Source organism: Catenuloplanes niger, from assembly GCF_031458255.1.
GTDB classification, from domain to species: domain Bacteria; phylum Actinomycetota; class Actinomycetes; order Mycobacteriales; family Micromonosporaceae; genus Catenuloplanes; species Catenuloplanes niger.
Genome location: NZ_JAVDYC010000001.1, coordinates 2,110,762 through 2,123,566 on the forward strand (window position 1 = coordinate 2,110,762; position 12,805 = coordinate 2,123,566).

Consider the following 12,805-nt stretch of genomic DNA (forward strand, 5'->3'; position numbering starts at 1 on the left):
CCGTCCACGCCATGGGGTCGGGATCCCCCGCCCACGCCATGGGGTGTGGTGCTCGCGCCGGCGGCCCGGCGCGAGCACCACGGAGGAACTACAGCACGACGCTGACCATGCGGCCCTTCACCACGATCACCTTGCGCGGCTCCCGGCCGCCCAGGTTCTCCGCGACCGCGGCCAGCGCGGCCGACCGTACCGTGGCCTCGTCCGCGTCGGCGGCGACCTCGATCTTGCCGCGGACCTTGCCGTTGATCTGGATCGGGTACGTGACCGTCTCCGCGACCAGCAGCGCCGGGTCCGCGACCGGGAAGTCCGCGTAGGTCAGCGAGCCGGTGTGGCCCAGCTTGCCCCACAGCTCCTCTGCCATGTGCGGCGCGAACGGCGCCATCATCAGCACCAGCGGCTCGATCGCCTCACGCGGCGCGGCCGGCAGCCCGGTCAGCCCGTTGGTCAGCTCGATCAGCTTGGCGATGGCGGTGTTGAAGCGCAGCTCCTCCATGTCGCCGCGGACGCCGTCGATCACCTTGTGCAGCAGCCGCCGGGTCTTCTCGTCGGCCGGGTCCTCGGTGATCCGGACCGCGCCGGTCTCCTCGTCGACGACCAGCCGCCAGGCGCGCTGCAGGAACCGCTGCGAGCCGACGACCGCGCGGGTGTCCCAGGGGCGGGACACGTCCAGCGGGCCCATCGCCATCTCGTAGACGCGGAAGGTGTCGGCGCCGTAGGTGTCACACATCTCGTCCGGCGTGACGACGTTCTTCAGGCCCTTGCCCATCTTGCCGTACTCGCGGGTCACCGGCTGACCGTTGTGGAACCAGGCACCGTCACGCTCGACGACCTCGTCCGCGGGGACCGCGATGCCCCGGGCGTCCCGGTACGCGTACGCCTGGATGTAGCCCTGGTTGAACAGCTTCCGGAACGGCTCGTACGAGGACACGTGGCCCAGGTCGAACAGCACCTTGTGCCAGAAGCGGGCGTACAGCAGGTGCAGCACCGCGTGCTCGACGCCGCCGACGTACAGGTCGACGCCCCCCGGGTCGCCGTCGCGCTGCGGGCCCATCCAGTACGCCTCGTTGGCCGGGTCGACCAGCGCCTTGTCGTTGTGCGGGTCCAGGTAGCGCAGCTCGTACCAGCAGGAGCCGGCCCATTGGGGCATGGTGTTGGTCTCGCGGGTGTAGCGCTTCGGGCCGTCGCCCAGGTCCAGCTCGACCTCGACCCACTCCTTGGCGCGGGACAGCGGCGTCTCCGGCTCGCTGTCCGCGTCGTTCATGTCGAACGTGCGCGGCGAGAAGTCGGCGACCTCCGGCAGCGCGACCGGCAGCATCGAGTCGGGCAGCGGCACCGGCATGCCGGTCTCGTCGTAGACGATCGGGAACGGCTCGCCCCAGTACCGCTGGCGGCTGAACAGCCAGTCGCGCAGGCGGTAGGTGGTGGCGCCGGCGCCGTGGCCGTTCTTCTCCAGCCACTCGATCATGCGGGCCTTGGCGTCCGCGACGCCCAGGCCGTTCAGGTCCAGGTCGCCGTCGGCGCGGGCCGAGTTGATCGCCGGACCGTCGCCGGTGAACGCGCCGCCGTCCCAGCCCTCGGTGGGCTGCACGGTCCGGATGATCTCCAGGTCGAACGCCTCGGCGAACTCCCAGTCGCGGGTGTCCTGCGCCGGCACCGCCATGATCGCGCCGGTGCCGTAGCCGGCCAGCACGTAGTCCGCGATGAAGACCGGCACCTTCGCGCCGTTGACCGGGTTGACCGCGTACGCGCCGGTGAAGACGCCGGTCTTCTCCTTCGCGTCCGCCTGCCGCTCCTCGTCGGTCTTGGCCGCGGCCTTGGCCCGGTAGTCGGCGACCGCCTCGGCCGGCGTCGCGTGCCCGCCGGTCCACGCGTCCCGGGTGCCGGCCGGCCAGCTCGCCGCGGTCAGCGCCGGGACCAGCTCGTGCTCCGGCGCCAGCACCATGTAGGTGGCGCCGAACAGCGTGTCCGGCCGGGTGGTGAAGACGGTGATCTTCTCGCCGGACTCGGTGGTGAAGTCGACGTGCGCGCCCTGGGAGCGGCCGATCCAGTTGCGCTGCATCAGCTTGACCGGCTCCGGCCAGTCCAGGCCGTCCAGGTCCTCGATCAGCCGGTCGCCGTACGCGGTGATCCGCATCATCCACTGCTTCAGGCTGCGCTTGAAGACCGGGTAGTTGCCGCGCTCACTGCGCCCGTCCGGCGTGACCTCCTCGTTGGCCAGCACGGTGCCCAGGCCCGGGCACCAGTTGACCGGCGCCTCGGAGACGTACGCCAGGCGGTGGTCGTCGATGATCCGGCGGCGGGCGGCCGCGTCCAGCTCGCTCCAGGACTCGCCGCCCGGCAGAGCGCGGGTACCCGACTCGAAGGACGAGATCAGCTCGTCGATCGGCCGGGCCTTGCGCTGCTCCGGGTCGTACCAGGAGTTGAAGACCTGCAGGAAGATCCACTGGGTCCAGCGGTAGTAGTCCACGTCCGTGGTGGAGAACGTGCGGCGGTTGTCGTAGGCCAGGCCCAGCCGGCGCAGCTGCGCCCGGTACCGCTCGACGTTCGCCTCGGTGGTGACGCGCGGGTGCGTGCCGGTCTGCACCGCGTACTGCTCCGCTGGCAGGCCGAACGCGTCGAAGCCCATCGGGTGCAGCACGTTGAAGCCGGTCATCCGCTTGTAACGGGTGTAGCAGTCGGTGCCGATGTAGCCCAGCGGGTGGCCGACGTGCAGGCCGGACCCGGACGGGTAGGGGAACATGTCCTGCACGTGCAGCTTGGGCGCGCCGGCGCGCGGGTGTGACGCGTCGGCCAGCTCGCCCACCGGGTTCGGCGCGTCGAACGTGCCGTGCGATTCCCAGAAGTCCTGCCACCGCAGCTCGATCTCGCCGGCCATCGCGGCCGTGTACCGGAACGGAGGGGTATCCGCCGCCGTGGTCTCGGCTGGCTCACTCATCGTCAGTCACCTCAGAAGTCACGAATGTCGGGAGTCATCTTCCTCGGGGCATAAAAAAGCCCCTCACGCAGGAGGGGTGGCCGTGCGATCCGTCAGTGGTCGGATCAGCACGGCTCGGTAAGGAGCAGGAAGGTCCCGGTCATAACCGGCAGTATAGCGCCGCGCCTGCCGATAGCACGCTGTAATTACGGTGTCGGCTGGGAGTCCGATAACGGGGAGGTCTCGGCGATCCGCATCGACCGGGCTAGCCTGTGTGATGCGGGCGGACCATGTCCTCGCTCCCGCGAACCGAAATTCGTTCGCGCCTGCGAACCAGATCGCGGGTCCGGTGACTCTTAGGGGTCAGAACAGGGCCCGTCGAAGAGGAGGATTGCCCGTGTCCGCACCTACCTGGGACGAGCTCGGTGGTCCGTTGCCGAAGAACGAGTTCAAGATCGCCAGCGAGGCGATCGTCTCCAATATCGAGCAGGTGATCGAAGGCAAGACCGCGACCGTGCGACTGGCCTTCGCCGTGCTGCTCGCCGAGGGTCACCTGCTGATCGAGGACGTCCCCGGTGTCGGCAAGACCAAGCTGGCGAAGACGCTGGCCCGCACGATCGACTCGTCGGTCCGCCGGATCCAGTTCACGCCGGACCTGCTGCCCAGCGACGTCACCGGCGTGAGCATCTACAACCAGGAGACGCACGACTTCGAGTTCAAGCCGGGCGCGGTCTTCGCGAACCTGGTGGTCGGCGACGAGATCAACCGGGCCTCGCCGAAGACGCAGTCCGCGCTGCTGGAGTGCATGGAGGAGCACCAGGTCACGGTCGACGGCGTCACGTACGAGCTGCAGACGCCGTTCATGGTGATCGCGACGCAGAACCCGATCGAGATGGAGGGCACCTACCCCCTCCCGGAGGCGCAGCGCGACCGGTTCACCGCCCGGATCGCGATGGGTTACCCGAGCGCCAAGGCCGAGCTGGCCATGCTCGACGGGCACGGCGCCCGCGACCCGCTGTCCGCGCTCAAGGCCGTGGTGGACGCGAACACGATCCGCCGCATGATCGCCACCGTGCGCAACATCCACGTGGCCGACGCGGTCAAGCAGTACGCGGTCGACCTGGTCAACGCGACGCGCGAGGCACCGGACGTGCGCCTCGGCGCCTCCCCGCGCGCCACGCTCCAGCTGCTGCGCACGGCGCGCGCCGTGGCCGCGCTGGACGGCCGCGACTTCGTGCTCCCGGACGACCTGCAGGTGCTGGCCGTGCCGGTGCTCGCGCACCGGATCATCCCGACCGCGGACGCGCAGCTCGCCCGCCGCACCACCGACGCGATCCTCGCCGACCTGGTCCGCCGGCTGCCGCTGCCGCACGACCGGGGCCGCTCGCCGTACGACACGCGCCCCCAGGTGCCGGGTGGCGACGACCGCAGCCGATACGAACCGCGAGGGCTGTAGCTTATGCGCGAAGCCCTGCGCGGACTGACGACGCGTGGCCGCTCGTTCCTGGCGGCCGGCCTCGCCGCGGCGCTCTCCGCCGTGGTGCTGGGCGAGCGGGACCTGCTGCGGGTCGCGATCCTGCTGATAGCCCTGCCGCTGATCGCGGCCGTCTACGTGGGACGCAACCGGTACCGGCTGGCCTGCACCCGCTCGCTCGACCCGCAGCGCACGCCGGTCGGCGGCAACGCCCGCGTGGTGCTGCGCCTGCAGAACATGTCCCGGCTGCCCACCGGCACGCTGCTGCTGGAGGACCGGCTGCCGTACGCGCTGGGCAGCCGCCCCCGGGTGGTGCTGGAGCGGCTGGCGGCCGGCCAGGCCAGTTCCGTGGGTTACACCGTGCGCGCCGACCTGCGCGGCCGCTACCAGGTGGGCCCGCTGATCGTGCGGCTCACCGACCCGTTCGGCCTGTGCGAGCTGACCCGCGCGTTCCCCAGCACCGACCGGCTCACCGTGATCCCGCAGGTCACCCCGCTGCCGGCGGTGCGTCTGACCGGGGAGTACGCGGGCACCGGCGAGAGCCGCGCCCGGTCCGTCGCGGTGCACGGCGAGGACGACGCGGCCACCCGGGAGTACCGGCGCGGCGACGACCTGCGCCGCGTGCACTGGCGGTCCACCGCGCGCAAGGGCGAGCTGATGGTCCGCCGCGAGGAGCAGCCGTGGGACAGCCGGGCCACGGTCGTGCTGGACACGCGCGCCGGCGCGTACCGGGGCGAGGGCCCGACCGCCAGCTTCGAGTTCGCGGTCTCCGCGGCCGCCAGCATCGCGCTGCACCTGCGCCAGGCCGGGTACAAGCTGCGGCTGGTGACCGGCGCCGGCGCGGACATCGACGCGTCCGAGGCGTCCGGTGACGGCGTGCTGCTCGACCACCTGGCCGAGGTCAAGCCGCAGACCGGCGACATCGCCTCACTGATCGAGAACGTGCGCGGCCGCTCCGACGGCGGCCTGGTCATCGCGCTGCTCGGCTCGCTGACCGCCGGTGAGGCGGAGGTGCTGGCCCGGCTCCGGGGCAGCAACGCCACCTGCATCGGCTTCCTGGTGGACAGCTCCACCTGGGTGAACCTGCCGCCGGAGGCGCGGGCCGAGGCGGACGCGGCGCAGAACTCGGCCGCGCTCAGCCTGACCCGCAGCGGCTGGCGGGTGGTCGGCGTGCACCACGGCGCGAAGCTCGCCGGGCTGTGGCCGCAGATCGGCCGCGGCACGCAGGGCTTCGCCTACCGGGCGACGATGGCCGAGACCGTGGCGGGAGGACGGCGATGAGCGGGCGGCGACGACTCGGACTGGTGGCCGCGGCGGCGACGATGATGGCCGCCGCGCCGATCTCCACCATCTACGCGTCCTGGACCTGGCTTATCCAGTGCGTCGTCGCGGTCGGCGTGGTGTGCGGCGCGGCGACCGCGGCCCGCTCGCTGCGCGCACCGGTCTGGGTGCAGGCCCTGGCGATGGCGGCCGGCCTGCTGCTGATCACCACGTGGATGTTCCGCAGCGGCGACGAGTTCCTCGGGCTGCTGCCCTCGCCGGAGACGTTCGCGCACTTCGGCGCGCTCAGCGGTCAGGCCGTGGAGGACATGCGCGGGTACGGCATCCCGGTGCCGGACCGCGACGGCCTGCTGTTCTTCACCGTGCTCGGCGTCGGCGGCGTCGCGATCGTGGTCGACCTGCTCACGGTCGGCCTGCGCCGGCCCGCGCTGGCCGGCCTGCCGATGCTGGCGATCTACTCGGTGCCGGTCGCGATCTACCCGGACAGCGTCCCCACGCTGCCGTTCGTGATCGGCGCGGTCGGCTACCTGTGGCTGCTGGTCGCGGACAACGTCGAGCGGGTCCGGCGGTTCGGCCGCCGGTTCACCGGCGACGGCCGGGACGTGGACGTCTGGGCGCCGTCCCCGCTGGCCGCGGCCGGCCGCCGGCTCGCGGTGGTGGGCGTCGTCGCGGCCGTGGCGATCCCGCTGGCCGTGCCGACGTTCAGCGGCGGCCTGCTGACCCGGCTCACCCAGACCACCGGCGCGGGACCGGGCAACGGTCCCGGCGGCGCGGGCGGCGCCGGCAAGGTCGACCTGTTCTCCGCGCTCAGCGGTCAGCTGCAGAGCACCGAGACGGTCCCCTACCTGACCGTCACCACGAACGACCCGAACCCGTACTACCTGCGGTTCGGCGTGGCCGACAACCTGACGCCGGAGGGCTTCCGCAACCAGGCGCCGAACGGCCGCCCGGCGAACACGGAGATCCAGGCACCGCAGGTGGCCAGCTCCCGGCTGCCGCAGAACACGTACTCGGCGCGCATCAAGGTCTCCGAGCGGTTCGAGATGCCGATGCTGCCGGTCTACGCGAACACCACGGCCGTCGCGGACGTCGACTCGGCCTGGTTCTACGACCCGTCGCTGCAGATCGTCTACTCCAACCGGCGCACGGCGGAGGACGCGGAGTACTCGTTCACGTACATCTCCGCGGAGTACACGGCGGACGCGCTGCGCCGGGCGCCCGACCTGGCGCCGGAGAGCACCGTCCGGCAGCAGTACACGCAGCGACCGGACCTCACCGCGGAGCAGCAGGCCGCGGTCGAGCGCATCGTCGACGACCGGACCGGCAACACGACCAACCAGTACGACGCGGTCCGTGCGCTGTACGAGTACTTCGCCAAGGAGAACGGCTTCACGTACAGCGTGCAGACCAAGACCGGTTCGACCGGGTCCGACCTGCTGGACTTCCTGACCAACAAGACCGGTTACTGCCAGCAGTACGCCACCGCGCTGGCCTGGCTGGTGCGTCAGGCGGGCATCCCGGCGCGGGTCGCATTCGGGTTCACCCGGGGCGCGGAGTCGGCCGAACCGGGCACGTACACGCTGACGAACCAGAACCTGCACGCCTGGACCGAGGTCTACTTCGAGGGCTTCGGCTGGGTGCCGTTCGACGCCACGCCGGCCTCGGACGTGGCCGGTGCGGCGCGCGGCGACTGGGCGCCGGACGTGGACGCGACGGAGACGCCGACCGCGTCCGCCGCGCCGACCACCAGCACGTCGGCGGGACCCGCGCCCAGCACCGCACCGGGCGAGCGCGGCGACCGGGAGACCGACGAGCTCCCCATCGGGGGCGCTCCGAGCGCGCCGGCGGGCCCGCGCTGGCCCTGGTACCTGGCCGCGGCCACCATCGTGCTGCTGGCGCTGCTCGCGGTGCCCGCGGTGCTGCGCTCGGCGACGCGCCGGCGGCGCTCCGCACCGGCGTCCGTGGCCTCGGTCGCGGCGGCCGGCGGCGCCGGGGACGAGACGGGCCGGATGACCATCCTGGGCCCGTCGCCGGAGCTGGAGAAGTCCCGGCGGGACGCGCACGCGGCCTGGGCGGAGATGCTGGACACCATGATCGACTTCCGGGTCGAGGTGAATCCGGCCGAGACGCCGCGCAACACGGTGGATCGGCTGACCCGGAGCGAGTCGCTGTCCCCGGAGGCGGCCTCGGCCGCCGCCGTGCTCGGCAGCGCGGAGGAGCACGCCCGCTACGCCCGGACGCCGCTGACCGGCAGTGACCTGGGTGGCGCGCTGGCCCAGCTGCGGCAGGGCCTGTCCGTGCACGCGGGCCGCCGGACGCGCCTGCGGGCGGCGCTGATGCCGCCGTCCGTCCTGCGGCACTGGAAGACCGCGATCGGCGACCGGTACGCCGCCGTGGTCGGCCTCTTCGGCCGCTGGCGCGACGCCGCGCTGCGGCTCAGCCCACGACGGTTGCTCGCCCGCTCCCGCTGAGGCGCGACGAGGGCCCGGGTCCGACGACCCGGGCCCTCGTCGTATCCGGAACGTCGACGTCTCCGGAACTTCAGCCATCCGTCAGCCGCGATACGCCCGCGTGCGTCAGGATGATCGGCGTCAACCCACGAATCCCATGACACGGGTACGCGAAGGACTCCCCCGCCACGCCCGCACTCCCCCGGCCCGGACGTCATCCCGCCCACCGTCGACCGACACCGACCGGGCGGCGGCAGGCAGGGAATCCACGGCGTGATGACCGGAAGTCAAGAGGCGTGATGACCGGAAGTCAAGAACGGTGGACCGAACCGCGACGGCCGCCCCGGCATCCGACGGCGGGCGCGCGGCATCCGACGGCGCGGGTGTGCGGCATCCGGCGGCGGGCGCGCGTGGCACGGCCGGATCTACCCGTGCGGCCGTGCCCGGACAGGCGTCCGGGCCGGTTCGCACCGGCCCGGTCTCGTCGCCTGCGGGTGTCGTCGGGCGTCGGTCAGCGATGCCCCTCGGGGCGCTGACGCCAGCGCTCCTCCAGCCGGTCGATGAACGACAGACGTCGTTGCCTGGTCCGCCGGCTGGCGGTGCCGCCAACGACGTGCAGGTCGGGCGATTGCGACTTACGGTACGACGTCATCGCGAACGCCGCGGCACCGAGCATGACCACAAAACCGGCCACGCCGAGCAGCGGAACTTTGCTCACCGCACCATAGACAAGCAAAGCGAGCCCGGCGATGATCGCGACAGCGGCGACGATCAGACGACGTCGCGCCTGAAAGCGCGGATCGCTGGCGCGCACCGCCGAGGCGAATTTCGGGTCCTCGGCCAGCGACCGCTCGATCTGATCGAACAGCCGCTGCTCGTGCTCCGAGAGCGGCACGGCACTCCTCCCCGGTCAGCTGTGCCGGCCCGGGGTGGGCCGACAGACCGTGGCAGCCCGGTAGGGCTGCTTACCCGCCAGTCTACGAGGGGTGTCGCGATGCGGAAAGCGGGACGACTCACGGTCGGGAGGGATTTTCCGGCCGCCGCGGATCGCCGCCGCCGAGAAGGCTGGCCGGGCGGATCACCGCGCCACCGAACCGGGCCTGCACCGCATCGATCGCGGTCTCGGCCTCCCGCCAGCCGTGCTCCGGTGCGCCCAGCTCCGGCTGGCGGGCCGCGGACGCGCCGTCGACCAGGCCCTCGACCCGCACCCCGACGAGCCGGAGCGGCCCGGTATGCGGCATAGCAGCGTAAAGCGCCCAGGCGGTATCGAAGATCTCCCGAGCCACGTCCGTCGGTGAGGCGATCGTCCGGGACCGGTTGAGCGTCTGGAAGTCGGCCCGGCGGATCTTGATCGAGACGGTCCGGCCGGCGTGCCCGGCGGCACGCAGCCGCGACGCCACCTTGCCGGAGAGTTCCAGCAGGGTCCGCCGGATCCCGTCGGGATCGACCAAGTCAGTGTCGAACGTCACCTCGGCCCCGATCGACTTGTCCACGTGCTCGGGCTGGACGCCGCGCGGGTCCCGGCCCCAGGACAGCTCGTGCAGGTGGGCCGCGGCCGCCTCGCCGACCCCGGAGCGCAGCAGCGACACCGGCGCGTGCGCGAGGTCCCCCACCGTGCGCAGGCCGAGTCGCTGCAGCGCCTCCGCGGAGCGCTCGCCCACGCCCCAGAGCGCGGCGACCGGCAGCGGGTGCAGGAAATCCAGCACCAGCGCGGACGGGATGACCATCAGGCCGTCCGGCTTGCCCCGGGTGGAGCCGAGCTTGGCCAGGAACTTTGTCGGCGCGACGCCGACCGTGCAGGTCAGCCCCAACTCGCCGGCGACCCGGGCACGGATCTTCGCGGCGATCTCCACGGGGCGGCCGAGCAGCCGCCGGGCGCCGCCGACGTCGAGGAACGCCTCGTCCAGCGACAGCGGCTCGACCAGCGGCGTCGTGTCCCGCAGGATCTGCATGACCGCGCGGGACGCGGCCGTGTAGGCCTCGAAGTCGGGGGACAGGAACACCGCGTGCGGGCAGAGCGCCCGGGCGCGGGCCATCGGCATCGCGCTGCGCACGCCGAACTCGCGGGCCTCGTAGCTGGCGGAACTGACCACGCCACGGTTACCGAGGCCGCCCACGATCACCGGCTGGCCACGCAGCGCGGGACGCCGGCGGATCTCCACGGACGGATAGAACGCGTCCATGTCGACGTGCAGGATCGGGCAACCGGTGTCGTCCGCGTCCGCGCCGAACCGCGGGTCCCGTTCGCGGCCCACGGCCTGGCTTCGCCCCATGGTGCACACGCTAGACGCACCCTCCGACAGATTCTTAACAGGAGCATGTGCTCCGGTTCACTGCGAAATGCGGAGCACTTGCTCCGGTAGGCCGCTACCGTTGCCGCGTGACCGTTCCGACCACCGCGAGCTCCCGGCCGCTGCGCCGGGACGCCGTACGCAACCGCGAGCAGATCCTGTCCGCGGCCGCCGCGGCGTTCGCCGAGCGTGGTGCCAACGTCGACGTGCGGGAGATCGCTCGTGCCGCCGGCGTCGGCATGGGCACGCTCTACCGGCACTTCGCCACGAAGGACCAGCTGCTCGGCGCCGTGATCAAAGCCGACTTCGACGCCTGGATGGACGAGGCGCTGCAGGCCGCGCGGGAGAGCGAGCCGTGGGCCGGGCTGGCGGCGTTCCTGGAGGACGCACTGGCCCGGCAGTGCGCGGACCGCGCGCTGATGGACGGCGTGTTCCGGGTGCTGGCCACCACGTCCCTGCTGGACGACTGCCGGTCCCGGATGAGCGAGGTGATCAACCTGCTCCTCGACCGGGCACGCGCGGCCGGGGAGCTGCGGCCGGACGTGGGCGAGGCGGACATCGCGCTCACCATGATGGCGATCGGCAAGATCATCGAGCTCACCGAGGCCGGCCGGCCCGGCCTGTGGCGACGCCAGTTGCGGATCACGCTGGACGGCCTGCGCGCCCACGGTCACACCCCGATCACCGAACCTCCGATCACCATCGCCGACCTCGACGCCGCGGTCTGCCACTCGATTCCGCACCTGGAGAATCCATGACCACCGTCCCCGCGGAGACGGTCGCCAAGACCGGCGACGCTCCCGCTCCGCGCATGACGAAGCGCCAGATCAACGAGGCCCTCACCGGCCTGATGATGGGCATCTTCGTCTCGATCCTCGCCTCCACGGTGGTGGCCAACGCGCTGCCGCGGGTCATCTCCGACCTCGGTGGCGGCCAGTCCGTCTACACCTGGGTGGTCACCGCGGAACTCCTCGCGATGACCGCGACCGTCCCGCTCTGGGGCAAGCTCGCCGACCTCTACAACCAGAAACTGCTGATCCAGGCCAGCCTGGGCCTGTTCGTGGTGGGTTCGCTGGTGGCCGGCTTCGCGCCGAACCCCGAGGTGCTCATCGCGAGCCGCGTCGTGCAGGGCATCGGCGCCGGCGGCCTGACCGCGCTCGTGCAGGTCGTGATGGCCGCGATCATCCCGCCGCGGGAGCTGGGCCGCTACTCCGGCATCTTCGGCGCGGTCTTCGCCACCGGCACCGTGGCCGGCCCGCTGATCGGCGGTCTGCTGGTCGACACGGAGTGGCTCGGCTGGCGCTGGACGTTCTTCTTCGGCGTACCGTTCGCGCTGCTCGCGATCTTCCTGCTGCAGAAGACGCTCAAGCTGCCCACGATCGGCCGCAAGGTCAAGGTCGACTACCTCGGCGCGTTCCTGATCATGTCGGGCGTGTCCACGCTGCTCATCTGGGTCACGCTGGCCGGCAACAACTTCGAGTGGCTGTCCACCTGGACCGCGGGCCTGGTCACCGGCGGCCTGGCGCTGATCGCGGTGGCGCTGGTGGTGGAGTCCCGGGTCCCCGAACCGATCATCCCGCTCGGCATCTTCCGGTCCCGCACGGTCAGCCTCGCCACGCTGGGCAGCCTGCTGGTCGGCGTCGCGATGTTCGGCAGCACGGTCTTCCTGTCGCAGTACTTCCAGCTCTCGCTCGGCAAGTCGCCGACCGAGGCCGGCCTGCTCAGCCTGCCGATGATCTTCGGTCTGATGGTCTCGTCCACGATCGCGGGCGCGATGATCACCAAGACCGGCAAGTGGAAGATGTACCTGGTCGCCGGCGGCATCATCATGATCGCCGGCCTGGGGCTGCTCAGCACGATCGGCGCGGACACCAGCCTGTGGGTGCTGGGCGCGGAGATGGCCGTGCTCGGCGTCGGCGTCGGCCTGCTCATGCAGAACCTGGTGCTCGCCGCGCAGAACGACGTGCCCGCCCACGAGCTCGGCGCCGCCACGTCCGTGATCTCGTTCTTCCGCAGCCTCGGCGGCTCGGTCGGCGTCAGCGTGCTCGGCGCGATCCTGGCCAACCGGGTCACGGCCAACATGGAGAACGCGCTCGGCCCGGCCGCGGCGACCGCGCCCGGCGGCGGTGGACACGGCGCGGTGCCGGACCTGTCCACGCTCCCGCCGGAGCTGGTGACGATCATCCAGAACGCGTACGGCGACGCGATCGGCGACCTGTTCCTGGTCGCGGTGCCGTTCGCGGTGCTGACGCTGCTCACGGTGATCTTCATCAAGGAGGTGCCGCTCAAGACCACGAGCGGCCTGGACCGCCTGGCCGAGGAGGGCAACAACACGCCCGCCCCGCCGTCGATGGTGCACTGACGTCCCGCGTCGGGGCCGGGCGGATCCGCCCGG

At 71.9% G+C, this 12,805-nt stretch carries 8 protein-coding genes; 5 read left to right on the forward strand and 3 right to left on the reverse strand.

Translation table 11 applies throughout. From position 1 onward, the window contains the following. Positions 1 to 88: 88 nt before the first annotated feature. Positions 89 to 2,935, reverse strand: a complete 2,847-nt coding sequence (gene leuS / locus J2S44_RS09115; protein ID WP_310410683.1) for a leucine--tRNA ligase — start codon at positions 2,933 to 2,935, stop codon at positions 89 to 91. Positions 2,936 to 3,311: 376 nt separating this feature from the next. On the opposite strand from leuS, the gene J2S44_RS09120 reads away from it, so the two are divergent. Genes J2S44_RS09120 through J2S44_RS09130 form a run of 3 tightly spaced genes read left to right on the forward strand, consistent with a single transcriptional unit; the run spans position 3,312 to position 8,140 of the window. Continuing rightward, entirely contained in the window at positions 3,312 to 4,370 is a 1,059-nt protein-coding gene (locus J2S44_RS09120; protein ID WP_310410685.1) for an AAA family ATPase, read from the forward strand. A gap of 3 nt (positions 4,371 to 4,373) precedes the next feature. Further along, positions 4,374 to 5,669 carry a DUF58 domain-containing protein gene (locus J2S44_RS09125; RefSeq protein ID WP_310410687.1) on the forward strand — a complete coding sequence of 432 codons (1,296 nt, stop codon included), beginning with the start codon at positions 4,374 to 4,376 and terminating at the stop codon, positions 5,667 to 5,669. After that, the gene (locus J2S44_RS09130) at positions 5,666 to 8,140 is read left to right on the forward strand and encodes a transglutaminase TgpA family protein (RefSeq protein ID WP_310410690.1); all 2,475 of its coding nucleotides are present in this window, start codon (positions 5,666 to 5,668) and stop codon (positions 8,138 to 8,140) included. The genes J2S44_RS09125 and J2S44_RS09130 overlap by 4 nt, the downstream gene beginning before the upstream one ends. Positions 8,141 to 8,630: 490 nt before the next feature. Here J2S44_RS09130 and J2S44_RS09135 read toward each other — a convergent pair whose 3' ends face one another. After that, positions 8,631 to 9,014 carry an SCO2097 family morphological protein gene (locus tag J2S44_RS09135; RefSeq protein ID WP_307238760.1) on the reverse strand — a complete coding sequence of 128 codons (384 nt, stop codon included), beginning with the start codon at positions 9,012 to 9,014 and terminating at the stop codon, positions 8,631 to 8,633. 118 nt (positions 9,015 to 9,132) lie between these two features. Then, positions 9,133 to 10,392 (reverse strand): DNA polymerase IV, encoded by a 1,260-nt coding sequence (locus J2S44_RS09140; protein WP_310410692.1) that lies wholly within the window; start codon positions 10,390 to 10,392, stop codon positions 9,133 to 9,135. Positions 10,393 to 10,499: 107 nt separating this feature from the next. On the opposite strand from J2S44_RS09140, the gene J2S44_RS09145 reads away from it, so the two are divergent. Continuing rightward, the gene (locus J2S44_RS09145; RefSeq protein WP_310410693.1) at positions 10,500 to 11,168 is read left to right on the forward strand and encodes a TetR/AcrR family transcriptional regulator; all 669 of its coding nucleotides are present in this window, start codon (positions 10,500 to 10,502) and stop codon (positions 11,166 to 11,168) included. After that, positions 11,165 to 12,772: an MDR family MFS transporter gene (locus J2S44_RS09150; protein WP_310410695.1), complete on the forward strand. Its 1,608-nt coding sequence runs from the start codon at positions 11,165 to 11,167 to the stop codon at positions 12,770 to 12,772. Before J2S44_RS09145 ends, J2S44_RS09150 begins: the two co-directional genes overlap by 4 nt. Positions 12,773 to 12,805 lie beyond the last annotated feature (33 nt).